At 44.2% G+C, this 25098-nt stretch carries 33 protein-coding genes; 27 read left to right on the forward strand and 6 right to left on the reverse strand.

Annotation, left to right across the window (positions count from 1 at the left end):
- The first annotated feature begins 65 nt into the window (after positions 1 to 65).
- From VC159_RS02720 to VC159_RS02760, 9 genes are all read left to right on the forward strand, one after another.
- Positions 66 to 254 (forward strand): hypothetical protein, encoded by a 189-nt coding sequence (locus VC159_RS02720; protein WP_215358408.1) that lies wholly within the window; start codon positions 66 to 68, stop codon positions 252 to 254.
- Positions 255 to 277: 23 nt separating this feature from the next.
- On the forward strand, positions 278 to 427 hold the full coding sequence (locus tag VC159_RS02725) for a hypothetical protein (RefSeq protein WP_323472644.1): 150 nt from the start codon (positions 278 to 280) through the stop codon (positions 425 to 427).
- Positions 428 to 462: 35 nt separating this feature from the next.
- Positions 463 to 891 (forward strand): DUF2244 domain-containing protein, encoded by a 429-nt coding sequence (locus tag VC159_RS02730; RefSeq protein WP_215358404.1) that lies wholly within the window; start codon positions 463 to 465, stop codon positions 889 to 891.
- A 177-nt stretch (positions 892 to 1068) separates the two neighbouring features.
- On the forward strand, positions 1069 to 1656 hold the full coding sequence (locus VC159_RS02735) for an RrF2 family transcriptional regulator (RefSeq protein ID WP_323472645.1): 588 nt from the start codon (positions 1069 to 1071) through the stop codon (positions 1654 to 1656).
- 20 nt (positions 1657 to 1676) lie between these two features.
- Positions 1677 to 3068, forward strand: a complete 1392-nt coding sequence (locus VC159_RS02740) for a 3'-5' exonuclease family protein (RefSeq protein WP_323472646.1) — start codon at positions 1677 to 1679, stop codon at positions 3066 to 3068.
- A 74-nt stretch (positions 3069 to 3142) separates the two neighbouring features.
- Positions 3143 to 3796: a cupin domain-containing protein gene (locus tag VC159_RS02745; RefSeq protein WP_215358399.1), complete on the forward strand. Its 654-nt coding sequence runs from the start codon at positions 3143 to 3145 to the stop codon at positions 3794 to 3796.
- Positions 3797 to 3870: 74 nt separating this feature from the next.
- The gene (locus VC159_RS02750) at positions 3871 to 6066 is read left to right on the forward strand and encodes an OsmC domain/YcaO domain-containing protein (protein ID WP_323472647.1); all 2196 of its coding nucleotides are present in this window, start codon (positions 3871 to 3873) and stop codon (positions 6064 to 6066) included.
- A gap of 15 nt (positions 6067 to 6081) precedes the next feature.
- A complete protein-coding gene (locus tag VC159_RS02755; RefSeq protein ID WP_323472648.1) occupies positions 6082 to 6777 on the forward strand; it encodes a nitroreductase in 696 nt (231 codons plus the stop codon).
- A gap of 236 nt (positions 6778 to 7013) precedes the next feature.
- On the forward strand, positions 7014 to 7586 hold the full coding sequence (locus tag VC159_RS02760) for a phasin family protein (RefSeq protein ID WP_215358392.1): 573 nt from the start codon (positions 7014 to 7016) through the stop codon (positions 7584 to 7586).
- A gap of 74 nt (positions 7587 to 7660) precedes the next feature.
- Here the strand turns inward: VC159_RS02760 and VC159_RS02765 are convergent, their stop codons facing one another.
- Positions 7661 to 8296, reverse strand: coding sequence for an NAD(P)H-dependent oxidoreductase (locus VC159_RS02765; RefSeq protein WP_215358391.1), 636 nt, complete (start codon positions 8294 to 8296; stop codon positions 7661 to 7663).
- 108 nt (positions 8297 to 8404) lie between these two features.
- Between VC159_RS02765 and VC159_RS02770 the strand changes: the two genes are divergently transcribed.
- A complete protein-coding gene (locus VC159_RS02770; protein WP_072584053.1) occupies positions 8405 to 8761 on the forward strand; it encodes a DUF1622 domain-containing protein in 357 nt (118 codons plus the stop codon).
- Positions 8762 to 8832: 71 nt separating this feature from the next.
- Here VC159_RS02770 and ahpF read toward each other — a convergent pair whose 3' ends face one another.
- Positions 8833 to 10410 carry an alkyl hydroperoxide reductase subunit F gene (gene ahpF, locus VC159_RS02775; protein WP_323472649.1) on the reverse strand — a complete coding sequence of 526 codons (1578 nt, stop codon included), beginning with the start codon at positions 10408 to 10410 and terminating at the stop codon, positions 8833 to 8835.
- 98 nt (positions 10411 to 10508) lie between these two features.
- Entirely contained in the window at positions 10509 to 11072 is a 564-nt protein-coding gene (ahpC, locus tag VC159_RS02780; protein ID WP_215358387.1) for an alkyl hydroperoxide reductase subunit C, read from the reverse strand.
- Between the two features lie 284 nt (positions 11073 to 11356).
- On the opposite strand from ahpC, the gene VC159_RS02785 reads away from it, so the two are divergent.
- The 4 genes from VC159_RS02785 (at position 11357) to VC159_RS02800 (ending at position 14446) form a co-directional block, all read left to right on the forward strand.
- Positions 11357 to 11896: an OmpA family protein gene (locus VC159_RS02785; RefSeq protein ID WP_323472650.1), complete on the forward strand. Its 540-nt coding sequence runs from the start codon at positions 11357 to 11359 to the stop codon at positions 11894 to 11896.
- A gap of 27 nt (positions 11897 to 11923) precedes the next feature.
- Positions 11924 to 12322: a hypothetical protein gene (locus tag VC159_RS02790; RefSeq protein ID WP_323472651.1), complete on the forward strand. Its 399-nt coding sequence runs from the start codon at positions 11924 to 11926 to the stop codon at positions 12320 to 12322.
- 52 nt (positions 12323 to 12374) lie between these two features.
- Complete coding sequence (locus tag VC159_RS02795) at positions 12375 to 13232, forward strand: hypothetical protein (protein ID WP_323472652.1); 858 nt, start codon at positions 12375 to 12377, stop codon at positions 13230 to 13232.
- 104 nt (positions 13233 to 13336) lie between these two features.
- Positions 13337 to 14446: a choloylglycine hydrolase family protein gene (locus VC159_RS02800; RefSeq protein ID WP_323472653.1), complete on the forward strand. Its 1110-nt coding sequence runs from the start codon at positions 13337 to 13339 to the stop codon at positions 14444 to 14446.
- 89 nt (positions 14447 to 14535) lie between these two features.
- Here the strand turns inward: VC159_RS02800 and VC159_RS02805 are convergent, their stop codons facing one another.
- Positions 14536 to 15213, reverse strand: coding sequence for a DUF1345 domain-containing protein (locus VC159_RS02805; protein WP_323472654.1), 678 nt, complete (start codon positions 15211 to 15213; stop codon positions 14536 to 14538).
- A gap of 113 nt (positions 15214 to 15326) precedes the next feature.
- On the opposite strand from VC159_RS02805, the gene VC159_RS02810 reads away from it, so the two are divergent.
- From VC159_RS02810 to VC159_RS02820, 3 genes are all read left to right on the forward strand, one after another.
- Positions 15327 to 15470, forward strand: a complete 144-nt coding sequence (locus tag VC159_RS02810; RefSeq protein ID WP_323472655.1) for a hypothetical protein — start codon at positions 15327 to 15329, stop codon at positions 15468 to 15470.
- 18 nt (positions 15471 to 15488) lie between these two features.
- Entirely contained in the window at positions 15489 to 16133 is a 645-nt protein-coding gene (locus tag VC159_RS02815) for a hypothetical protein (protein ID WP_323472656.1), read from the forward strand.
- A gap of 161 nt (positions 16134 to 16294) precedes the next feature.
- A complete protein-coding gene (locus VC159_RS02820) occupies positions 16295 to 16846 on the forward strand; it encodes a phasin family protein (RefSeq protein WP_323472657.1) in 552 nt (183 codons plus the stop codon).
- 4 nt (positions 16847 to 16850) lie between these two features.
- Here the strand turns inward: VC159_RS02820 and VC159_RS02825 are convergent, their stop codons facing one another.
- Complete coding sequence (locus tag VC159_RS02825; RefSeq protein WP_323472658.1) at positions 16851 to 17750, reverse strand: histone deacetylase; 900 nt, start codon at positions 17748 to 17750, stop codon at positions 16851 to 16853.
- 4 nt (positions 17751 to 17754) lie between these two features.
- Entirely contained in the window at positions 17755 to 18129 is a 375-nt protein-coding gene (locus tag VC159_RS02830; protein ID WP_323472659.1) for a DUF2237 domain-containing protein, read from the reverse strand.
- A gap of 61 nt (positions 18130 to 18190) precedes the next feature.
- Here VC159_RS02830 and VC159_RS02835 point away from each other — a divergent pair, with 61 nt between their 5' ends.
- From VC159_RS02835 to VC159_RS02880, 10 genes are all read left to right on the forward strand, one after another.
- The gene (locus tag VC159_RS02835; protein ID WP_215358373.1) at positions 18191 to 18601 is read left to right on the forward strand and encodes a thiol-disulfide oxidoreductase DCC family protein; all 411 of its coding nucleotides are present in this window, start codon (positions 18191 to 18193) and stop codon (positions 18599 to 18601) included.
- A complete protein-coding gene (locus VC159_RS02840) occupies positions 18598 to 19146 on the forward strand; it encodes a chalcone isomerase family protein (RefSeq protein ID WP_323472660.1) in 549 nt (182 codons plus the stop codon). The genes VC159_RS02835 and VC159_RS02840 overlap by 4 nt, the downstream gene beginning before the upstream one ends.
- A 3-nt stretch (positions 19147 to 19149) precedes the next feature.
- Entirely contained in the window at positions 19150 to 19698 is a 549-nt protein-coding gene (locus VC159_RS02845) for a DUF3833 domain-containing protein (RefSeq protein ID WP_215358368.1), read from the forward strand.
- 70 nt (positions 19699 to 19768) lie between these two features.
- Entirely contained in the window at positions 19769 to 20302 is a 534-nt protein-coding gene (locus tag VC159_RS02850) for a superoxide dismutase family protein (RefSeq protein ID WP_215358366.1), read from the forward strand.
- A gap of 39 nt (positions 20303 to 20341) precedes the next feature.
- Entirely contained in the window at positions 20342 to 20785 is a 444-nt protein-coding gene (locus VC159_RS02855) for a DUF2452 domain-containing protein (protein WP_323472661.1), read from the forward strand.
- A gap of 34 nt (positions 20786 to 20819) precedes the next feature.
- Positions 20820 to 21806: a quinone oxidoreductase gene (locus tag VC159_RS02860; protein WP_323472662.1), complete on the forward strand. Its 987-nt coding sequence runs from the start codon at positions 20820 to 20822 to the stop codon at positions 21804 to 21806.
- A gap of 71 nt (positions 21807 to 21877) precedes the next feature.
- Complete coding sequence (locus VC159_RS02865; protein ID WP_215358360.1) at positions 21878 to 22288, forward strand: carboxypeptidase regulatory-like domain-containing protein; 411 nt, start codon at positions 21878 to 21880, stop codon at positions 22286 to 22288.
- 91 nt (positions 22289 to 22379) lie between these two features.
- The gene (locus tag VC159_RS02870) at positions 22380 to 23234 is read left to right on the forward strand and encodes a metal-dependent hydrolase (RefSeq protein ID WP_215358358.1); all 855 of its coding nucleotides are present in this window, start codon (positions 22380 to 22382) and stop codon (positions 23232 to 23234) included.
- A 32-nt stretch (positions 23235 to 23266) separates the two neighbouring features.
- On the forward strand, positions 23267 to 24001 hold the full coding sequence (locus tag VC159_RS02875) for a transporter substrate-binding domain-containing protein (protein ID WP_323472663.1): 735 nt from the start codon (positions 23267 to 23269) through the stop codon (positions 23999 to 24001).
- A 19-nt stretch (positions 24002 to 24020) separates the two neighbouring features.
- Positions 24021 to 24992 carry a tripartite tricarboxylate transporter substrate binding protein gene (locus VC159_RS02880; protein WP_323472664.1) on the forward strand — a complete coding sequence of 324 codons (972 nt, stop codon included), beginning with the start codon at positions 24021 to 24023 and terminating at the stop codon, positions 24990 to 24992.
- The last annotated feature ends 106 nt before the right edge of the window (positions 24993 to 25098 follow it).

The following is a 25098-nucleotide window of genomic DNA, read 5'->3' on the forward strand; positions in this document are numbered from 1 at the left end:
GTAAGCACTAATTCTCTAAAAACCCTAGAATAGTCTTAATTTCAATTTCTAGAGAAGGCATATCCATGAAAGCCCCAGATAAGCGATGCTGCGGCTCCGGTGTTTGCATCATTAATGATGTTGGCGAGTGCTGGTGTGGACAAGTTTGGGATGGAGAAAAAATGGCTGCCCCAAGCCTTACCTTGAACAAGTCAAAAGATCTGGCGCCTGACATCGGCAGGCAAGTAGATCAGAGTAATTCCGAGTCAGAATAAAGCAACGCCATTAGGAGGCACCCATGTTACAAAAACTTCGTATTAAACTCGCTCGTTGGATTCTGGGTAAGCATTGCCCTTGTTATCAAATGGGCTATCACACTATGGTTGATTTTCAGCAAAGAAGCGCTGATCAGCTAGCCAAAGAGCAAGATCGTAAAAAAATTCATTAACCCTTTTAGCTAATCATCTAATAGGTAGATTGAGAATGAAGCGTTGGCAAATGCGAAGAAATTGTGCGCTGACGCCAAAGCAACTGCTTCAGTTTTACATTGTTTTGGTCTGTCTCTCGCTGATCGTTGCGGGAGGCTTCTTTTTGGCGGGGGTATGGGTTATCCCCATTTTTACGGCCTTAGAGTTAAGTGCGGTAACACTTGGATTTTTAATCTATTGCCGGCATGCCCTCGATTCTGAAACCATTGAAATTGAAGGCAAGCGCTTAATAGTCAAAAAATTTATCGGCTACAAGGAAACTGTCCATGAATTTAATACACAGTGGGCAAAAATAGACTTGCCAACCGAGGAGTCAAAGGTATTCCACATCAGCCAATCTCATTTACGAGTCGAGTTAGGACAGTTTTTAAGGCGCGAGCAACAGCTGCCTTTGATTGCTGCCGTTAGAGCCCATCTGGGATGATCAAAGTAGCGAGAAAAATGCTGTATTGCTATGTGCGCCACTGCACCTATTACTTGAGAAGAGTTCGCTGGACTGTAACTTCAACCATAAATGAAATAGGGTTAATGAATGTGCTGCAGCACAAGTTTGGAATCAGTTTCATACTAGCCCCAATCTCATTTTTAGACCCAAAAAACCATGGAAGTCACAAAAGCAGTTAAGTCAGCGCTCAACACTTTGGTTGATATTGCCAGTCACTCCGTGAATGGGCAACTTGTAACCGTCCCAGAGATTTCAAAGAGGCAGCATATATCGATTAGTCGTCTTGAGTTGTTGCTACGCCCACTCAGGGAGTCAGGTCTTGTGATTGGCATCAAAGGCCGATCTGGTGGATATCTGCTATCAAAAGACCCTCGAGTTATCACCATCAAAGATATTGTTTTAGCGATGAACCAAATTAAGAAGAAAAAAGTCGAAGTGGCAGACATCGCTAAAGACCTTTATCAATCGCTTGAAACTTATATGATGAGTTGCATCTCTAATGTCACTTTAGCTACCGCAATCAAAGATTACATTCCACGGTTTAGCGAGGCGCAGGCCGCCCCTGAGCGAAAGCCTTATTTGCCGCTTGAGCCTTTAATGAATGTAGGGCACGAAAAGAAGCGAAAGAGGGAAGTTCAGAGGGTAGTTAAAACCCCCTTTAAAAAGGTGGAGAATATCCCTCGTGGTCCTAACTCAATTTTTAGCTTTGCTGAATATTTGAATAGAGATACCTCCACAAACTAATTAAATCTAAGACCTTTAGCGTGGACGTTAAGCTGCACTCATACCCTGATTTAGCATTTGTTGATATTGAAACCACGGGGTCGAATTTTGAGCGTGATCGAATTACAGAGATAGGGATTAAAACCCTGGCAAGTCATGAAATTCATGTATGGGAAAGGTTAATTAACCCCCAGGTCTTCATTCCACAAAACATTCAAAAACTGACGGGCATAGTTCCATCTATGGTCGAGTCTCAACCATGTTTTTCTGAGATCGCTGAGGAGTTGGCAAAAGAGCTTCAGGGAAAAATATTTGTTGCTCACAACGCTAGATTTGACTATGGGTTTATCAAAGCCTCCTTTAAAAGAATCGGAATTGACTTTAAGCCAAAAGTCTTATGTACAGTAAAGCTATCCAGATTGTTGTTTCCAGAACAGCCTCGTCATAATCTCGATACTATTATTAGCGCGCACAGATTGAAAGTGAGTGCTAGGCACCGCGCGCTAGGCGATGCAGATCTACTACTTCAGTTTTGGCGAGTATGCGAATCTCAAGTTGGGTTTGATAAATTAAATCAGGCAATCAACCAGCTGATTGGCAACCCTAGTCTTCCTCCAAACATTGATCAGCATGCAGTAGATTTAATTCCGGATGGCCCGGGTTGCTATATCTTTTATGGGGATAACAAGACCCCACTCTATATTGGTAAAAGTATCTCGTTACGCAGTAGGGTGATGGGACATTTTCAGGGGGCATTAACACAGCGTAAGGAAATGAAGCTTTCGTTGCAAGTTCGCGACATTGATTGGATTGAGACTACTGGTGAGTTAGGCGCCTTAATTCTTGAATCCAAATTAATCAAAGAGCGCATGCCTGTAATGAATATCAAACTTCGTAAATCTAAGGATTTATGCGCATGGCGTTTAGAGGAGGATGCATCTGGAGTCCTTGTTCCTCAGCTGGTAACGCATCATCATCTTGCCCCCGGCCTGCAAGCGAACTTATACGGTTTGTTTTATAGCAAGCGAGAGGCGCACGCTTACTTAAAAGCGATTGCAAAAAAACATCGCTTATGTGAGGCGCTATTAGGACTTGAAAAAAGATTGGACGGCAAATCTTGTTTTGGATATCAGGTGAAGCAATGTGAGGGAGCTTGCATCAATCTCAAACCGGTTGCTATGCACAACCTGCAATTGAGGACAGTAATGGAGTTATTCAAGGTGCAGGTATGGCCTTATTCCGGAGCTATTGCCATTAAAGAGGGTGATGAGATGATCGTAGTAGATAGGTGGTGTTACCTGGGTACTGCTATCAATCACGATGAACTTCATGAATTGGCTGAGTTTGGAGAAGGTGAGTTTGATCTCGATATCTATAAGATATTGAAAAAAGCCCTGGCTGGAGCTTATAAAAATAAAGTGATAGAGCTCTAATTTGAGGGCTTATTCAGCATCAACTCTATTTGCTTGCTATGCTTAGCTATGTTTGTATATATGAAATGTCCTAAGTGAATATCAATTCTGATTACAGCAAGAAAGTCGTTGTAAACCACCATGACTTACCATGGGTACCTAGTCCTGAGCCTGGGGTTGAGCGCCGTATGCTCGATCGTATCGGTGATGAAGTGGCAAAGGCAACTTCTATCGTGCGCTATCAAGCTGGAACCCAATTTAAAACTCACACACATGAATTTGGTGAGGAGATCTTGGTTTTAGATGGTATCTTTAGTGACGAGACAGGAGACTACCCTGCCGGCACCTATCTCATGAATCCCCCGGGATCCTCTCATGCGCCATTTAGTCAAACTGGCTGCACTCTGTTTGTGAAGCTACGGCATCTGGGTCCAGATCAATTGGAGCGAGAAGTCATTAACACTAAAACTGCTCCTTGGTACCAGGGTATGGTTCCCGGTCTTAATGTAATGCCACTAATGCAACAAGGTAGCGGATCTACTTTAGTTCGATGGGCTCCTCAGACCTATTTCAATCCCCATAAACATTACGGCGGTGAGGAAATCTTTGTGGTTGAAGGCGTATTTGAGGATGAGCATGGGCGCTATCCTGCTGGTTCCTGGATTAGAAGCCCTCATATGAGTCTGCATCAGCCTTTTAGCAAAGAAGGCTGCACTATCTTTGTAAAGACTGGTCATCTACTCGACTGATGCGGGGACGGTAATGGTGTTGCGGGGGATAATAGCGCTCATGCCATCTTTCGCACTATTTTGGAATCATCCCCATGGAAATTAAAGTCAATTTTCTCGATAAGCTTCGTCTAGAAGCAAAGTTTGATGACTTTACGGTCATTGCTGACCAACCAATCCGCTATAAGGGCGATGGATCTGCGCCAGGACCATTTGACTACTTCTTAGCTTCATCAGCTTTATGTGCAGCTTATTTTGTAAAGCTGTACTGCGAAACTCGGAATATTTCTACTGAGAATATCCGTCTCTCGCAAAACAATATTGTCGACCCAGAAAATCGCTACAAACAAATCTTTAAGATTCAAGTTGAGCTGCCGGCCGATATTTCAGTAACTGATCGACAAGGTATTCTGCGATCAATTGAGCGTTGTACGGTTAAAAAAGTTGTTCAGGAGGGTCCCGAGTTTGTTATTGAGCAAGTTGCCAATCTTGACGCTGATGCGCAGAGTCTATTGACCTTAAGGCCTGACGTTAGCGCTAGCACCCATATTTTGGGTAAAGATCTGCCCCTAGAGCAAACCATTGCCAATATGTCAGGTCTTTTGGCTAACCTGGGTATTAAGATCGAAATCGCGTCGTGGCGCAACCTGATTCCAAATGTATGGTCCTTGCATATTCGTGATGCGCATTCCCCGATGTGCTTTACCAATGGTAAAGGCGCAACCAAAGAAAGCGCTTTGGCTTCTGCTCTGGGTGAATATATCGAGCGCTTGAGTAATAACCATTTTTATGCCGGTGCATATTGGGGCGAGGACATTGCTAATGCAGAATTTGTACATTACCCCAATGAGCGTTGGTTCAAGCCTGGTAAGAAAGATGCATTGCCCACTGAAATTCTAGATGAATACTGTCAAAACATTTATAACCCAGATGGAGAGCTAAAAGCTTCACATCTAGTGGATACCAATTCCGGTAATGTAGAGCGTGGTATCTGCTCATTGCCCTATATACGGCAATCTGACGGCGAGACTGTGTATTTTCCATCCAACCTGATTGAGAATCTGTTCGTCAGTAATGGGATGAGCGCTGGCAATACCTTAGCCGAAGCCCAGGTGCAGTGCTTGTCAGAGATTTTTGAGCGAGCAGTAAAGCGTGAAATTCTAGAAAGCGAAATTGCATTGCCGGATGTGCCGCAAGAAGTGCTCGCGAAATATCCCGGTATTCTGGCTGGCATTCAGAGTCTGGAGGAGCAGGGCTTCCCAGTATTAGTTAAAGATGCATCTCTAGGCGGCATCTATCCAGTGATGTGCGTTACCTTAATGAACCCAAGAACAGGTGGTGTCTTTGCCTCATTTGGCGCACATCCAAGTCTTGAAGTTGCTTTAGAGAGAAGTTTGACTGAGTTATTGCAAGGTCGAAGCTTAGAAGGTCTGAATGATTTACCCCCGCCTACCTTTGCCAGTGAGGCCGTGACTGAGCCGAATAACTTTGTTGAGCACTTCATCGATTCCAGCGGCATTGTGTCCTGGCGTTTCTTCAGCGCCAAATCAGATTATGAATTTGTAGAGTGGGATTTCTCTAGCAAGGGTGAGGATTCGAATATTAAAGAAGCCCAAACTCTGTTCGGTATTCTGAAAGAGATTGGCAAAGAGGCTTATGTAGCTGTCTATGATCAACTGGGCGCAACAGCCTGCAGGATTTTGGTGCCAGGATATTCTGAGGTTTATCCGATCGAAGACCTGATTTGGGACAACACTAATAAGTCCTTGCTGTTCCGCAAGGATATTCTCAATTTATCCCAACTAGACGATGCCAGCCTAACAGCTCTACTGGATCGTCTTGAGAATAACGAACTAGATGAGTATGGTGACATCGCCACCTTAATTGGCATTGAGTTTGATGAGAATACCGTTTGGGGCCAACTCACCGTTCTCGAGTTAAAGCTATTGATTCATCTTGCGCTAAAGCAATTTGAGGAAGCGCATGAGCTAGTGGGAGCCTTTCTTCAGTACAACGACAATACAGTAGAGCGTAAATTGTTTTACCAAGCTCTAGATGCTGCCCTTGAAGTTCACCTAGATGATGAATTAGAGATGACAGACTACGAATCGAACTTCCGCCGTATGTATGGCGATGCTAGGATGGATGCTGTTTTAGGTTCAATCGATGGCAGTGTTCGTTTCTGCGGTTTAACGCCAACGAGTATGAAGTTAGAGGGCCTTGATAGACACCATCGTCTAATCGATAGTTATAGAAAATTACATAAAGCTCGAGCCAGAAGCTCTAAATAAAAACAGAGGACCTTAATGAAGTCATTAACTCCAGCTGAAGCCATTACATCTCGCATGTCTGTGCGGGCATTTACCAAAGATGCCGTCTCCAAAGAGATCATTCTTAAGTTGCTCGATATCTCTGCGCGAGCACCTTCTGGCACAAATACCCAACCTTGGAAAGCATATGTCGTAGAGGGAGAAGCGCTTCAAGCTTTATGCGACAAAGTATGCTCTGCTTACGACAGTATTGCGCTCAATCCTGAGTTGGCAAAAGAATATCAACCAGCATATGACTATTACCCAACTAAATGGTTTAGCCCCTATATCGATAGGCGGCGTGAAAATGGTTGGGGCTTATATGGCCTATTAGGAATTACAAAAGGTGATAAAGACAAGATGCATGCACAGCATCGGAAAAACTTCCAAGCCTTTGGTGCGCCAGTATCTATATTTTTCACCATAGATAAAGAGCTTGGTAGGGGCTCGATGCTTGACTATGGAATGTTCTTGCAAAATATGATGGTTGCTGCCAGAGGTGAGGGTTTGGATACCTGCCCACAAGCTGCTTGGAATGATTACGCAAAGATCATCCTGCCTTGTATTGGTGCGCAAGAGAACGAGATGCTTGTGTGCGGTATGGCACTAGGTTATGCCGACAAAAACGCGTTAGTGAACAGTTTTCGTACCCCTAGAGTCAGTGCAGAGGAATTTACTACCTGGGTAAAATAAGGGAGCTTAAGCCTTTATTGATATTGATTTTTGGAAGTTTCTAGCTAATTCCCCTAAAAACTATATGGGAAAATTAGAATTTAATAGCCCAATAAACCCCATTTAAGGCCTTCAAATGGGGTTTTAGAAAATATATGTTGCTTTGCAACAAAAATATCTTGCTTTTGGAAAATGGGGATCTTAAAATGGTGCATCGCAATAAAAACCCCCTCATTTACTTAAAGTTAGGATAAATCATGTTTCAAACTCAATTAAACGACCAACTCGCTTCTGCACAAGCTAAAGCAATCGAAACTGCTAAACATTTGGCACAAGTTGCTGTTGAAAGCGCTCAAGAATTAGCTGAAATCAACCAAGCTGCTGCTAAAGATGCTTTAGTTGCTGCCCAAGATACAAGCACACAATTGTTGGCAATCAAGGATCCACAGCAATTAGCTAAATTAGCTCAGCCAGAAGCTGCTCAAGAAGCTGCTAAATATGCTGCTGCTTACCAAGCTAAGGTAAACCAAGTAGTTCGTAACGGTAACAAAGAAGTTGCTCAAGTAGTTGACGCTTCTATTGATGACGCACGTGCTGATTTGGTTAAGTTTGTTAAAGAAGCTACTAAGACAGCTCCTGCTGGTTCAGAGGCTTTTGTTTCTGCATTCAAAACTGCATTTGATTCTTCACTCCAACAGTTTGACCAAGTTCGCGCATCTGCAACTGACGCATTTGCTAACTTTGAGAAGAGTGTTGATGCTGCTTTGGCAAACATTCAAGGCCAATACGCTGTTGCTAAGCCAGCTGCTAAAAGCCGTAAAGCTGCTTAATTAACTGAATAGTTAATTTTGCTGTTAAAAAAGCCACCCTCGGGTGGCTTTTACTTTTTCTATACTTCTATTTATTACTCAATCCAAGTAACAAAGTCTTCCTTAGGCTTTCTGACTTTTTTCAAGTTAAGCAACCAGTCCTCATCAGCCTTTCTATAGCCTAGCGGCAGCATAACAACACTGCGTAAGCCTTTTGCTTTGAGGTCGAGGATTTCATCGAGAGCTGCAGCATCAAAGCCTTCCATTGGTGTGGAATCTACCTGCTCGTACGCTGCCGCAATGAGGGCAGTACCAAGTCCAATATAAGCTTGCTTTGCAGCATGTGTGTAGTTCGTTTCAGCATCCCTTGCGGTGTAACCACTTAGCAGCTTCTGACGATAGATGTCACCAGCTTCGCTTTTGAAGTTGCGCAGCTTCTCAGTCATATCAAATGATTGATTGATTCGGTCTGCCGTATAGGTGTCCCAAGCGGCAAAAACGAGCAAGTGAGAAGAATCCACTACTTGGGTTTGGTCCCAGGAAATGGCTTTAATCTTCTCGCGAATGGCTTTATTGGTGATTACAAATACTTCGTATGGCTGCAGACCACTAGAGCTGGCAGTTAGGCGAATCGCCTCTAGGATTAACTCTACCTTTTCATGTGGTACGGACTTTGTGGAGTCCATTTTCTTGGTGGCGTAGCGCCACTGTAATTTGTCAATCAAGCTCATTCTGATTCCCTTGGATTTAATATAGCAACAGTGGGACAGTGTAATTTATAACGGGGGCTAGTGCTAAACGAGCTAATATGTAGGCATTCAATCTCAAAAGACCGAAACATGAATCAAATTGAAATTATTCGAGATGTCAGTGATGTGATGGATGCTCTTGGAGTGGCCGTAGTGTCCATCGGTGTTTTATGGGGCCTCTTCTGTTTTGCAAAAGGCCTGATTACTCAGACGGCCGATATTGCTTATAAAACCTTTCGCATACAAATCGTGCGCTCGCTCATTCTGGGGCTCGAAGTCCTGGTGGCGGGGGATGTGATCCGTACTGTAGCCATTAGCCCAACATTGACTAGTGTGGCGGTATTGGGCGCCATTGTATTAATTCGCTGCTTCTTAAGCTGGTCTCTGACTTTAGAGATTGATGGCCGCTGGCCATGGCAAGCGCCTAGACCAGGTCAATCAGAATAAGTCATATTTGTCTTTAAATGAGAAAGGGAGTCGAAAGACTCCCTTTTGTTTTACTGCCGATTAATTGTTGCTTACGCAGCAACCGCTTCTTCTGGCTCAGTAACCGATGAGCGAATGAGGTAATCAAATGCTCCTAGCGAAACTTTGGCGCCTTCACCCATGGCAATAATGATTTGCTTGTATGGAACGGTGGTGCAGTCTCCCGCCGCAAATACACCCGGCAAAGAAGTTTCACCTTTTGCATCAACGATAACTTCGCCGTGCTTGGATAAATCGATGCTACCTTTAAGCCAATCAGTATTTGGTAACAAGCCGATTTGGACAAAAATACCTTCCAGTTCAATATTATGCTCAGTATTGTTGGTGCGATCTTGGTAGCGCAAGCCATTGACCTTGCCATTGGCACCCAATACTTCTTTGGTGAGCGCGCTCATGATGACGGTTACGTTTGGCATGCTAGCCATCTTCTTTTGCAATACCGCATCTGCACGGAGCTTGCTATCAAACTCGATGAGAGTGACATGGCTAACAATGCCTGCCAAATCAATAGCAGCTTCAACACCAGAGTTACCGCCACCAATTACTGCTACACGCTTGCCTTTAAATAACGGGCCATCACAGTGAGGGCAATAGGCAACTCCTTTGCCGCGGTATTCTTGTTCGCCAGGCACATTCATTTCTCTCCAGCGAGCACCAGTACTGATGATTACAGACTTGCTATTGAGTACTGCGCCGTTGGCTAATTCCACTTCAAGGCAATGATTCGTTTTGCGCAAGGCATTGGCGCGCTGTAAATTCATGATGTCGACTTCATAGCTCTTCACATGTTGCTCGAGTGCTTGCACTAATTTAGGTCCTTCAGTTTCTTTTACAGAAATGAAGTTTTCAATGCCCATGGTGTCCATGACTTGCCCGCCAAAACGTTCAGCCACAATGCCGGTGCGAATACCTTTACGTGCCGCGTAGATTGCAGCAGCAGCACCAGCAGGCCCACCGCCAATGACTAAAACATCAAAGGACTCCTTAGCAGAAAGCTTTGCAGCCTCTTCTTTAGGGGTAGAGGTATCAAGCTTGGCAACAATCTCTTCAACACTCATGCGGCCTTGACCAAATACTTCGCCATTGAGAATCACAGTTGGTACAGCCATGATTTGGTATTGATCTACCAAGCCTTGGTAAAGGGCGCCATCAACCATTTCATGGGTAACGTTTGGATTAAGGGCTGCCATTAAATTCAGCGCCTGAACAACGTCAGGGCAGTTGTGGCATGACAAAGAGATGAAGGTCTGAAAGCTAAGCTTGCCATCCAATCTAGTAATGCGATCAATCACTTCTTGCTCTACTTTGGCTGGGTAGCCGCTTGCCTGCAAAATAGCCAAAATGAAAGAGGTCATCTCATGACCCATTGGTAGGCCGGCAAAGGTAATGCGAGCATCTTGATCAGTCTTGCTAACGGTAAAGCTAGGCTTATGTTCAGCTCGACCATCTGTTTTAAGGGTGATCTTGTCAGACTGCTCAGTCACTTCATTTAAGAGTTCAAGCATCTGCTTGGAGCTGTCGCTGTCATCTAGGCTAGCCACGAGAACGATGGGGCTAACAATCTTTTCAAAATATACCTTTAACTGGGATTTGATATTGGTATCGAGCATGGTGATTTCCTTGGGTATTTTTTAGGTGAGTCTATTGGGCAGGATCTGGTCCTCTCCAATAGACTCTCCGAAGAGAGTCTATGGATTACTGATTCAACTTAGATCTTGCCTACGAGATCCAAAGATGGAGTCAATGTTGCTGCGCCTTCTTTCCACTTAGCTGGGCATACTTCGCCTGGGTGTGCTGCTGTGTACTGAGCGGCCTTCAACTTACGCAATGTTTCAGAAACATCACGAGCGATTTCATTTGAATGAATCTCTGCTGTCTTAATGATGCCTTCTGGGTTGATGATGAATGTGCCACGCAATGCCAAACCAGCTTCAGGAATATGAACACCGAAAGCGTTTGTCAGTGTGTGTGTTGGATCGCCAACGAGCGGGAACTTTGCTTTACCAACAGCAGGAGAAGTCTCATGCCACACTTTGTGTGAGAAATGAGTATCGGTTGTCACGATATACACTTCAGCGCCTAACTTTTGGAATTCAGCATAGTTCTCAGCTGCATCTTCAATTTCTGTTGGGCAGTTAAAAGTAAAAGCTGCTGGCATGAAAATCAGAACTGACCAGTGACCCTTGAGGGATTCGTCAGTAACGGTTACAAACTTACCATTGTGGAAAGCTTCGGTTTTAAATGGTTGAACTGCGGTATTAATAATGGACATACTGTGCTCCTAGTGTTGGTTAATCAATTTCTTTAGTAACTACTGCAACTGTGTGAATTTTGAACCTCACTTGATTATTTGTCTAATGAATAAATTTGATATTTATGATCGAATTTATAGATAATCGATTTCAAGGCCCGGAGCGCGCTTAAAACGGGTTATTTATAGATTTTTCATAAAAATTACGATTTTTTATGGCTATTTGAAGGGCGTGAACTAGCCTTTGGGCTATAGTGGTCTCAATGCCTGCAGGGCTAATTTTTTACAGAATCTGGAGAAATGACATGAGTTTCATGAAACAAGGATTAATGGCCTTATCTATTGCAGCACTTGCGCTCTTGAGTGCCTGTGTCACCGAAGGTAAATACAACCAATTGGACCAGGCATACAGCCAGCTTCAACAGGCCTACCAGGGTGATGAAGTAGAAATTCGCCAATTACAGGGCGAGCTGCGAATCACGATCCGCGACAAAATTTTATTCCCAGAAGGTGGCTATCGTTTGAATGCCAAAGCTGAGCAGGTATTGGCAAAAATGGCGCCAACATTATCTGGCTTCAAAAATACCAAGGTAGTGGTTCGTGGCTATACAGATAATGTTGCAATTGGTGCTGATCTTCGTAAGCAAGGAATTACAACCAATCTCGATCTGTCATCCAAGAGAGCGGATAACGTAGTTGACTACCTCATTCGCAAGGGCGTAAGTCAGAGTCTTATTTCTGCTCAAGGCATGGGTGAATCTAATCCAATTGCTTCTAATGCAACTCCAGAAGGCCGTGCACAGAATCGTCGCATTGAAGTTACTTTGGTCGGCCCAGGTAATTAATTTGTAGCTTATATAAAAGGATCCACAATGAAATATTTATTAAGACTTTGCGCGGTATTAACAGTTGCATTGGGATTGGCTGCTTGCTCAGGTACGCCCGATGTCAAAACATCTTCAGCAGATTTTATTAAAGTAACAAACGGTATTTTGACCAGTAGCTATGGCAAGACCATTTATACCTTTGATAAGGATCAGGCTGGCTCAGGCAAGTCAGAGTGCGTTGCAACTTGTGCGACTAACTGGCCTCCAGTCTACGTAGAGCTTGGTATTAAGCTCTCCGGTGACTTTTCTTACATTAGTCGTAACGATGGTCAGAAGCAATTGACCTACAAAGGCAAGCCACTGTACTTCTTCATTAAAGATAAAAATCCTGGCGATAAGACGGGTGATAACGTCAACAATGTTTGGCATGTTGTAACGCCATAGGCGAAAAAGAGTTAAATGTAATAAATGCCACCTTAGGGTGGCATCACCTTTTATGAAATTGTTTTTATCAAGCACCATCAGTCCTTTTATGAATAAGAAAATTCTTGCAACTCTAATAGCCACATCTTCAGTCTTTATGTCTGTAAGCGTTTCTCATGCAGGGGAGGGTCTCTCACCACTTCCGAAAATTTCAGATGAGTGGCGCTTTGAGGTGACGCCTTATCTTTGGGGTGCCGGAATTTCATCTACTCTTTTTTATAACGATCGCTACCTGAATACCGCAAAACTTTCTACAAGTAATGTCCTGGGAGATCTCAAGTCCGGCGGCATGATTTCTGCCGAGGCGCATTATGGTAATTGGGGTATGTTGGGCGACATCGTGTCAGCCACTTTGCAAACAACTAGCAATATAAATGTGACCGAGCAAACACGTGTTGCAGGCGCTGTACCAGTTCATGCCGCGAACAAGGTCACTATGCAACAGAATATTATTACTGGCGCAGCTACATACACAGTATTAAATAATCAGAATATTTATTTGGATGGCCTGGTTGGTGTACGAGGCATTATGGCAACAGCTACTGTTTCGCTGGATCTGTCTGCGTTTGGACAATCAAGAAGCGCAGTTGACTCTAAATCAGTTTCTACCGCCGATCCGATTGTGGGTTTCAAAGGTCGTTATCGCATTGCTGACTCTACTTGGTATATCCCTTTTTATGCTGATATCGGTGGCGGCGGTGGCACAACCAACATGACTTGGCAGGGTATTCTTGGGGTGGGTAAAACCTTTGAAAAATGGGTTGACGTATCTCTCGCCTACCGCACTATGTACTACGACATGAAGGGCGATGGCCTGTTACAAAAAACTACCTTTAAGGGTCCGCAGTTGGCCGCTACTTTTAAGTTCTAAGACTCATTTTTTACAAGTAATTTTTGATCGCGCAATAGATGCGCTATTTATTCTGAAGTAATTCACCTTAAAAGTACTAACTTATAAAAGATTGGAAGTTAATCATGAAACAACAGATATTCAAAAAAGTACTGGCTGCTTCGGTTTCAGTGACTTTGGCATTTGCACCACTAGTGAGTTATGCCTGTACTAGCTTCTTGCTCAAAGGTAGTGATGGTGGCTATGTTTATGGCCGTACGATGGAATTTGGCTTACCCTTGAATTCTCAGTTAACGACTATTCCAAGAGCTTATGCCCACAAAGGAATTGGTATTGACGGTAAATACGGTTCAGGCCTGAATTGGAGCGCAAAATATGCAGTAGCTGGTATGAATGCACTTGGCTTGCCTGAGCTTGTGGACGGCATGAATGAAAAGGGCCTCATTGGAGGCGTACTCAACTTTCCAAATAGCGCTGCTTACCCAGCAGTTACTCAGGCTGAGTCATCCAGCAGCATCAATTCAGTTCAGGTGCTCACTTATGTGCTGACGAATTTTGCTACTGTTGATGAAGTGAAAGCTGGTCTGCCAAAGATTAAAGTCAATGGCGCCAAGTTGGCTGTTTACGGCAATCAGACCCCGCCAGTACACTATACATTGCACGATAGCAATGGCAAAAGCATTGTGGTCGAGTATTCCAAAAATGGATTATCTATCATGGACAATCCAACGACTGTGTTGACAAATGATCCCCCATTTCAGGATCACCTCAATAGCATTGGTAACTATTCAAATCTCTCTAAGGTAGAAAAGCCACCGCTAGTTATTAATGGCGCTACTTACGCAGCACCGAGTTCTGGCAATGGATTGCATGGTCTTCCTGGCGACTTCCTGAGCCCAAGCCGTTTTATTCGCGCACTATTTCTATCCAACTCAGTGCCAACAAACTTTACCAACGCTCAAATGGACGGTGCTGCTTGGCACATCCTAGGAAGCTTTGATATTCCTCCTGGATCAGTAACCTTGCCAGCTAGCAATCCTTATGGTGGTGGCACTGGTGGCTATGAGGTAACTGAGTGGACTATCGTGGCCAATAATAAAACCATGGTTTACAACGTAAAGATGTTTGAAAATAATAATACTTATGCGTTTGATCTGAAAAAAATGGATGTGAACGCTAAAGAAATAAATTATGTCAAATTAGCTCAGCCTAAGATTTTGGTTCCAGTGAATTAAATAATTTAAGCTAAGGCATGTAATGATAAAAAGGCCAACTCTAGAGTTGGCCTTTTCTTTTGTGGTTGCTTCCAGCAATCAATAGTTACTCAGGAAAGTGCAACTACTCCTGAGATCAAGTTAATAGCTAAGGCAAGCAAAGAGGCATTAAAGACGAAAGCAGTCATTCCTTGGAGCATGACTACGAACCGGATTCTGGAGCTGGCAATATTGACATCAGCGGTTTGGCAAGTCATGCCAATGACCATGGAGAAATAAAGGAAGTCCACATAGGTTGGCTTTAATTTAGAGGCAAATAGCAAGGGTGCTTCTTTCGTCTTTTCGAGTTCTTTGTAGTAAACATGCGCATAGTGCAGAGCAAATGCGGTGTGTACATATAGCCACGAAATGATGTAGGTTGCTAAAACCAGGCCCACATGACGAATGGCAAGATTGGTTGGAAGTGCCTTAATGCCTGAAAGAATGATCACAATCGTCACTAAACTGGCTGCGGCTGCAAGTACGATGATTAATAGAATCATCGCCGCACCATCGTCCTCCTTTTTCGAGAGGCCAAAAATATTTTCTTTGGTGGAGAAATACATCATGATGTACGTGAGCGTCAAGTACAGCCCTCCAGCAGTCGCCCAGGAAAGCGCCAAACGAACAGTTGGGCTCTGATCGGTTGGAATTGCGAAATAAGATCCAAGCCCAGCGAGTACGACAATGATGAGTCGGTGAGTGGCGCCTATTTGATGCCAGAATTGTGTCCAATGAGATGCTTTCATAGTGACTCTAGTATGCCCTTAAAATAGAACCTGTTACCCAGGGAGCGGAAATCCGCCTGAAAAGGAATTTGGGAGCGATTGCAGATGGTAAATATAAAGAAGGGAGCTTTAGATTGAAGTCGAATATCAGAACTTGGAGCCTGGTGGCAGGCGCACTTATTATTTTGGCAGCTTGTGTTTTCTCCTATGTATTGACGAAGCCTGCTGAGGCTGATGTATCAATCCTGATGGCACCCGTTGCTATTCAAACCGTATAAATAAATTTAGCTATAACTATGACATTTAAATATTTTTCAAAATACGTTGCTTTAACTTTGCTTGCGGCAGCTTTTCTGACTGGTTGCCAATCGACCGGACAAGATGGTAAGCCACTCACTACTGCAGAGATTATTCAAAAGCGTGACGCTACGTTAAAGATGTCTAAGACGGGTCTTGACGCACTGATCAAGCAAAAGCCGGATGTCGAAAAAGAAATTAATCAGGCAGCTGGCTATGCAGTCTTTACGACTACCAATGTCAATATCGTTTTGCTGGTAGTTGCCCGCGGTGAGGGTGTCTTGTTTGATAAGCGTCGCAAGGAGCCTATTTTTATGCAAGCACTCAAAACGGGTGAGGGCTTAGGGGCTGGTTATCAAGACCAATACCAAGTGGCGATCTTTAAGACCCCGGGGGCTATCGATCAGTTTTTATTGACCTCGATTGATGGTCGTCGTGGTGGTATTGATGTGGACGCGAATTTTTCTGCTGGTTCCGGTGGCACGATTCGTTCCTTTAACCCTGACATTACCTTCTATACAGTGGGGCTCTCGGGATACGATTTGCAAGCCAACTATGGTGGTACGCTCTATTTAGTAGATCAACAGCTCAATAGTGCTGAGACTCTGAACAGTCTTCCAAAGAAGAAGTCGGATACAAAGTAAGAATCAGAGTCTTCCCTGGCTTATCAGTTATAGAGCCCTAGCTAGCAATGGCTGGGGCTTTTCTTTTGCATGTATCTGACTCATCTACTGGTATTTCTCTATAGAAACCCACCTGAACGAGAGTAGATTGGTAGATGAACCAATCCATCTGAAAGGCTGATATGAGCAAGAAATCACTTGATATGAATGCAATGCCAGGACAACAAAGAGCAATTGATGCGACCAAGGCGGCTGGGCGTGTAGCGATTGAAAGTGCTCAGGCAATCGCACAGATTAATCAGCAGGCGACGCAGGAATTAGCCGGTATGATTCAGAAAAGAGTATCCGAGCTAATGAAAACCCAGGACCCTCGGGCTGCATTTGAATTTGTTCATGCAGAGGTATTGCAGGATGCCGCCAAAGAGATCTCCCAATATCACAACCAATTACTTCAGGTGCTTAAAAGTGGTAATCAAGAGCTGGCTGATATTGCTGAAACCATGATTCAAGAATCTAAGGCAGATTTAATTCACTTTGTAAATGATGCGACAGATAATGCACCGCTTGGTAGCGAGGCTTATGTCTCAGTATTTAAAACCTCATTTAATAATGCTCTGCAAAATTTTGAATTGATTCGTGCCGCAATGGCAGACTCATTTACGAATTTTGAGAAGAGTGTTGAGAATGTCAGTAATCTCGCTAGCCCAAAAAGTGCCTCAAAAAAGAAGAGCTAGAGATTTAATATTGCTTCTGAAATTGTAGGGCGGTCTTAATGGTTTGAAAGTGAATATCCACTGTGGATGTTATTTCCTTTCCGTAGCCGCCCGCCATTGAAAACGCGATGGGTAGTTGTCTATCCAAGGCATACTGAAATACCGTCTCATCCCGCAAGCGCATTCCTGCTGTACTGACATTCAGTCTTCCTAGGCGATCGCCTTCATGGGGGTCTGCTCCAGCTAAGAAAATGAGGCAGTCCGCCTTGAAGCGTGAATCCAGTTGATCCAGGGATTGGCTCAGGGCATGTAAATAGCTTGCATCATCACAACCATCTGCCAACCCTAAATCAAGATCGCTCTCCTCTTTTTTAAATGGAAAGTTATTTTCACCATGAATAGAGAGGGTAAAAATAGAATCGTCATTTTGCAAAATCGACGCAGTGCCATTTCCTTGGTGCACATCCAAATCAATCACTGCAATCTTCAGGGATGAGCTAATCTCTTTTTGTAAAGTGCGGGCTGCAATAGCTGAATCATTGAAAACGCAAAACCCGCTGCCAGAATCCCGATAAGCATGATGGGTGCCCCCCGCAAGATTGGCAGCAATACCATCTCGTAAAGCGGTTTTGGTTGCAGCCACTGTGGCGCCCGCTGAACGACGTGAACGTTCCACCATCTGCCCGCTCCACGGAAATCCAATTTCTCTTTGCTCTTGCGGAGAAAGCTTTCCCTCAATAACTTTAATGAGGTAGCGTGGATCGTGAGCATACAGAATTTGGGTGTCAGTAGCTGCCGGCGCTTCTACAAGCTCAATATTTTTTTCCCCGCTCACTAAATCACGTAAGCGTAAATACTTTTCCATTGGGAAGCGATGACCCTCTGGAAGCGGTAATACAAAATGGTCGGTATAAAACGCTTTCACGCCTTTACATTTCTCTCGAATATTCTTTCAGGATATTCAGGGGGACAGTCTCTAGCGCCTTGATGTGAGTACTTTCCAGTTTGATAAATGGTGCGCATTGGGCATTGAGTGCCTCCACCCAGCGATTGATGCATAAGCACCATTGGTCGCCTGCCACTAAACCTGGAAATTGATACTCTGGTCTTGGGGTGATGAGGCCATTTCCTTTTTGCAGGCTAAATTGTAAAAATTCATTGGTCACAATCGCACAAACTAAGTGACTGCCCACATCCTCTTCATTGGTTTTGCAGCAGCCATCCCTAAAAAACCCTGTTAGGGGATCGAAAGAGCAGGGAATGAGGGGTTCACCAAAAACATTTAGCGCAACTTCTTTTTGCATAGCAACCTTAAAAATATCCGTGTCAGCCAGTTTATTGAATAAGCCGTAAACTTGCTGAACAATGACTCAATTAGAAAAGCTCACCTTGTTTTACGATGGCGCTTGCCCGTTGTGCCAGGCGGAGATTCTCTTTTTATCGGGACGCAATCAAGACAATCTATTGGGCTTTGTCGACATTAACTCAGATCAGTATGATCCTCAAAAGGTGGGCGTCTCTTGTGAGGCTGCATTGGCGGCGATGTATGGTCAGTTTGCTAGTGGCAAATTGATACAAGGCGTCTCAGTTTTTCCTGAGGCCTATCGTCGTGCAAACTTACCTCGTATGGCCTGGTTCTTTTCAAGAAAGCCACTTCAGCCATTCTTGAAATTGGCTTATCTCTTTTTTGCCAAGAATCGGCATGCGATATCTAATTTCTTTGGGCCAGCAGCGTTACGTTTTGTGAAGGCCCGTTCAAGGTCAGCACAGCAATGAAGAAAATTCATCTTCTCCTCATCGCCACTCTACTGAGTTTCTTGGTGCCGCTCAGCTTTGCTCGCGATCCTTCGGAGATGACTGCATATTTAAGTACTGCAAAACTGCAAGGAAGCGGTCGACTGACTTGGTGGGGTCTGCATATTTACGATGCTTCCTTTTATAGGGTGGGTTCACTGTCTTCCTCCGAGTTTGCATTGGATATGCGCTATCAAAAATCCTTCTCCGGTAAATCGATCGCCAATCGGAGCGCAGAGGAAATGAAGCGCACTGGCGTACCTGATGATCAGGCTGCCCTTTGGGGTAAGGAGTTGGCGTCATTCTTGCCTAATGTTGAGTCAGGGCAGACTTTGACTGCTATCTATTCCCCTAAGCAAGGAACCGTTTTTTATCATGATGGCAAACAAATCGCACAAATACCTGGGGCAGAGTTTTCAAAGGCATTTTTTGGAATTTGGTTAGATCCTAAAACAAGCGCCCCTAAACTGAGAACAGAACTATTGGGACAAACCTGTCCACCACCACTTTTTAATGAGGCTTGTTAAGTTATGAAATCCTTTTTTACACGCCTTGCATTCACAATATTTTGTGGAGCGCTTTTAGTCTCATGCTCTTCACCTCAGGTATCTCAATATGCGGCTGAGAAACCAGCCTTAGAGCTGAGTGAATACTTTTCTGGAACGATTGATGCCTATGGCATCTTTACTGATCGTAGCGGTGAAGTGAAAAAGCGCTTTACTGTGCTGATCAAAGCAAATTGGACGGTAGTTGAAGGTAAAAAAGTCGGCACCTTGGATGAACGTTTTGAATACTCTGACGGCACAAAGCAAACACGCATCTGGACGCTAACTGAGCAATCTCCTGGTAACTATATTGGTAGGGCCGATGATGTGGTGGGGGATGCACAGGGTCAGCTCGCCGGAAATGCTCTGAACTGGACCTACACCCTTGCATTGCCGGTGGATGGCACCATTTATAACGTGCAATTTAATGATTGGATGTACTTAGTCACCCCCAAGGTAATGCTCAATAAGGCCAAGATGAGCAAGTTTGGGATTGATTTGGGTGAGGTGACTTTGAGCTTCTATAAGCGCTAAGCAAAGGCGCCCGATTTGTGTCACACTTTCTTGGAAGTCGCCTTTGGGCGCCTCATCCAAGGAGATCTAAATGAACAAGAAATTCAAGCAAATTTCGATTGCTTTATCCGCTGTGGGAATTTTGTCATTAGTGGCATGCCAATCAATGGAGCATGGTACTGGGCAAAAAGCCAGCGCAAATTTAGATTCAAGATCAGGCTCTCAGGCTAAGGGTGAGGTTATGTTTACCTGGCAAGGAGATGATGTTCTCATCAATGCTAAGTTTTCTGGATTAAAGCCAAACTCAGAACAAGGTTTTCATGTTCATGAAAAAGGTGATTGCTCTGCTCCGGATGCAACCAGCGCAGGTGGTCACTTCAATCCTGAAACAAAATCTCATGGCATGCCTAACAGCGGCATGAATCATGCAGGAGATTTGCCCAACATTAAGTCCGATGCTAATGGCAACGCAACTTACACGGCTAAGTTACATGGATTTTCTGTAAATACAGGCCCAACTGGAATTGTTGGTCGCTCAGTGGTTGTGCATAGAGATCCGGATGACTACAAATCTCAGCCTGCAGGAAATTCTGGCCCACGTATTGCATGTGGCTTGATTAAGTAATCACATCTATTTATTAAATTAGTACATACAAGGCATTTCATGAGAATCGAAGATACCGATCCAGCGCGACATGCAGGGATTGAATATCCAATGGAAGTGGGTGCTCCTGTGTTTGCACCCATCAAAGTGACTGAGGAAAAAGATAAGGCTGTTAATGTAGCTCGCCAAAATGCCAAGCTTGAGTACGATCGCATTATGGAGCAGGCTGAGGTCTTGATGAAACAGGCTAAAGCCCTGCAAGCAAGACTAGATGCTACGGAGATGGTACATAGCGCTAAATTTGGCTTTAATCCTATTCATGGAAAAATTTACCATCTGTACTATGACGTTAGAAATAACACTAATGTATTGATTCAAAATGGTCCAAAAGAATGGAGCTGTGGAATTCCAGATGGTTGGACTTATTCGATGGCAGTAAAGAAGTTGGGTGACAGTACTTGGGTGGTAATTGAAGAGGATTCTGCTGGCGCCCTTACTGTATGATGTTTTTCTCTATATAAAAATAATTAGGTGACCTGTGACAAAAGCTCGAGTCGTTAGTCTTACTGAACTAGGTAGTGCAGACGTAATCAAGGTGATTGATAAAGAATTGCCACCACCTGCAAAAGGTGAAGTGCGGCTCCGTCAAACTGCCATTGGATTTAATTTCATTGACGTATATCAGCGCTCAGGCGTTTACCCATTAGAGATGCCTACGGGCCTTGGGCATGAGGCTGCGGGTGTGGTTGATGCTCTAGGCGAAGGCGTCGCTGATTTAAAAGTGGGTGATCACGTTGTTTATATGAATGCCGGGATTGGTGCTTATGCAAGCGCACGTAATGTAGCTGCCGAAAAATTGGTTGTTTTGCCAAGCAATATTTCTGATGAGGTGGCTGCAGCTGTTTTCTTCAAAGCAATGACTGCGCAATACCTTGTGCAGAAAACCTATAAAGTAAAAGCCGGTGATGTAGTGCTAGTGCACGCAGCAGCTGGTGGTGTTGGTCAAATTTTGGCTGGCTGGGCAAAAGCCTTGGGCGCATTTGTTGTTGGCACCGTGGGTTCGCCAGCAAAGTTTGCGGCTGCTAAGGAGGCGGGTTGCGATGCAGTTGTTGATTATTCTCAAGCAAATTGGGCTGAGGAAGTGATTAAAGCCACTGGTGGCAAAAAAGCTAATGTGGTCTATGACTCTGTTGCTAAAACTACCTTCTTAGGCTCATTAGACTGCGCCGCTCCTTTTGGAACAGTTGCTTTATTTGGCGCTGCTTCAGGCCCAGCTCCAGAAATTCAGCCTGAGATCTTAAATAAGAAGGGCTGCCTGTTTTTAACTAGACCTTCTGTATTTCCGCACAACGCTACTGCAGCTTTGTTAAAAGAAAATGCTAAAGCAGTATTTGATGCAATTGCCAAAGGGCAGGTCAAAGTACAAATCGGCGCAAAATTTTCTTTAGAGCAAGCTGCTGATGCGCATCGTGCTGCTGAGGGACGAAAAGTTTCAGGCGCCATTGTGATGACTCCACAAGCTTAAGTGTTCTAACGCACATAAGCCCCGTGTATGCGGGGCTTTTTTTATGCATCAATCAGACGTAAGATAGAAGTATGAAAACACTTCTTAAAATATTGATTGCCACTCCACTCATCTTATTGAGCTCTTTGTCCTTGGCACAAATTCCTGAGGCGCAACATTCACAGGGAATTTCTTACATCACTGGTGGGGTAGGTGAGAGTGAGACGGTTGCGATTTTGGCTGATGCAAAGCAATGGCCATTGCTATTAGAAATGTCTCAAATAGAAAATGGCAGGGGAGTCTGGATCTTCGGAGCAAGTATCAAGATCATGAGTTCTAAAAAACAGCTCATTTTTGATGCCCAAGCAGATGGGCCTTATATGCTGATTAATCTTGAGTCTGGTGACTATGTGATCGAGGCAGCTTATCAAGGGGTGGTTCAAAAGAGGGCACTTTCTATTAAATCCGACTCACCACAAAAGGTTTCCCTTTTTTGGAAATAATGCCTTGAAAATTGACGCATTGCGTCATAAGCCTAAACATTCAATTTGGTCTATAGTTTCCTGATTACTACAATCATTAGGAGATAAATGAATGAAATGCTTTTCAACTAAAAGCGGTTTGGGTGTATTGCTTTCGGCAATATTAGTTTCAACAGCCTCACTCAGTAATGCACAGAATTCTCCAGCTGTAGGTGCTCAGGGTAAGACTGAGGCGCTATGGCTTGGACAGGCTGGGTTCCGGATTAAATCCCCTCAGGGAAAAATGATTCTGATTGATCCCTGGATTACTGGCGGACCTAAGACGCCGCCGATTTACAAGAATGATTTGGCAGCGATTGGTCCGATTGATGTGTTGCTAGTGACGCATGCACACGTTGACCATCTTGGCGATGCCCCAGCTGTGGCTAAGATGAATAACATCAAGTTATATGGTCCGGCCGATATGGTGACGCCACTCACTACTTTGGGAATTCTGCCAGCAGACTTGGGTCATCGCTTTAATAAAACGGGTCGCGTAACACCTGCGCCTGGAATCAAGGTAACCGCAGTTCAAGCAGAGCACTCTTCTTTATTGGTTTGGAAGAATCCGGCTACAGACAAGATGGAATCACATCCCGCCGGCGAGCCAATGGGCTTCATTATTGAGCTTGAGAACGGTTTTAAGATTTGGCACATGGGCGATACCGGCTTATTTAGTGATATGAAATTTATTAGCGAGCACTACAAGCCTGATCTAGTGATGGTTCCGATTGGAGGCAATTTCACAATGGCTCCAGATGATGCTGCATATGCATTGCGTACCTGGGTGAAGCCAAAGATGGTGATCCCAATGCATTACAACTCTAACCCGATGACTAAAGGTACGTTAGCAGAGTTTCAGGAGGCTATGAAGGGTAGCAATATCAAAATTATCCCGATGACTGAAGGTGAAACAGTTCAATTCTGAGCAGTCTCTAATTTTCAATCCTAAGGATTATTTTGAATTCAATTGCTTCTGAAGTGAGGGCGCAGCTTGCCCCTCACGGTGTACTTTCTGCCGCAGTCTATCTTGGTAATTTCTTGCTAGTGACTGGTCGCACATCTTCAGGAGAGCCTACGGGTATTGCGCCGGATATCTGTCGCGCAATAGCAAAGCGTCTGGATGTGCAATTAGACCTAAAGGGTTTTGAGACTCAAGATGAGGTGGTAGATGCTGCGGCTACTGGCAAGTGCGGCATTGTTTTGGTGGGCTCCGATCCAGCGCGCGCTCAAAAGGTTACTTTTACACCTGCGTATGCTGAGCTCGAGGCAACTTACTTAGTGCCCGCGAATTCGCAGATCCAAGATATTTCTCAAGTAGACCAACCGGGGGTGAGGATTGCATCATTTTTTAAGAGTGCCTATGACCACTGGTTACAGCGCAATCTAAAGCATGCAACCTTAGTGCATGCAGATAGCCTGCAAGCAAGTAATGAACTTTTTATAAGTGAGCAGTTAGATGCATTAGCTGGACTCAAAACAGGCTTGGTATCGTTTGCAAATACAGTTCCAGGCTTAAGAATATTGGAGGGTCAATTTACTGGAATTCAGCAAGCAATCGCAACCAATAAATCTAATGTAGAGGCAATCGATTTTCTGAGTGCATGTGTAGAAGAATTCATTCGTAGTGGTCTGGTGACCGATCTGATTCAGAAATACCAAGTTCAAGGCTTATGTGCAGCACCCATTCATTAAAGATCGGTAGCAAAATAATATGAAAAAAATTACATTCATCTTTACTCTGATGCTCGGCTTGTTTGCTTATCAAAACACCTACGCCCAAGCAGGTGCTTACCCGAACCACCAAATTAAAATCATTTCTCCTTTTGCCACAGGTGGGATTGCGGATGGATTCTCCCGCATCATTGCGCAGGGCTTGAGCGAGTCTTTTGGGCAGCCAGTCATTGTGGAAAACAAGGCAGGTGGCGGTGGAAACATTGGCGCCGACTTTGTGGCTAAATCGCCAGCAGACGGCTATACCTTAATCATGGGAAGTATTGGTACACATGCTGTTAATCCCTACTTGGTTAAAAACATGCCCTATGATCCCCTGAAGGATTTTGTGCCTGTGGTATTCGTATTGGATGCAGAAGGTTTGTTAGCGGTTAATCCAAATTTACCCGTTAAAAATGTTGCCGAGTTAATTGCTTATCTGAAAGCAAACCCAGGAAAAGTTTCTTACGGTTCAGGGGGCATCGGTACCGCCAGTCATTTAGCGGGAGAGCTTTTTGTAATGACTACAAAAGTGGATATGACGCATATTCCTTACAAAGGAAATGCCTTAGCTATTACTGATCTCATTGGGGGTCAAACTCAAGTGATGTTTGCAACCATGCCCACTATTCTTCCTTATGTCAAAAGTGATAAATTGCGAGGTTTGGCTGTCACTGGCGCAGGGCGAGATCCATCTATGCCAGATTTGCCAAGTATTAGCGAAACCTTGCCGGGCTTTGATGTAAAGAATTGGATTGGTCTATTTGCTCCAGCAGGTACTCCACCTGCAGTTGTTAAAAAATTACATGATGAAGTTGCCAAAATCATGCAGCAGCCAGCAGTTCAAAAGAAGCTGGAAGCAGAGGGTGCAAAGTATTACGCTATGACACCAGAGGCATTCGGAGTATTTCAAAAGAAGGAATCGGTTCGCTGGGGCAAGATTATTAAGAGTGCTGGCATCAAGCCAGAGTAGAGCCCTATAAAGCCAGGCGTGTCTCGCTCTGTGCGCTAAGCGCTAGCCAAGGAAGCTAACAGAGGCTAACCTCGTGAGCTAGCACTTCCTAATTGCAATGTATTAC

Origin of the sequence: Polynucleobacter sp. JS-JIR-II-c23 (genome assembly GCF_035011225.1) — a bacterium.
In the GTDB taxonomy this organism is placed as follows: Bacteria; Pseudomonadota; Gammaproteobacteria; order Burkholderiales; family Burkholderiaceae; genus Polynucleobacter.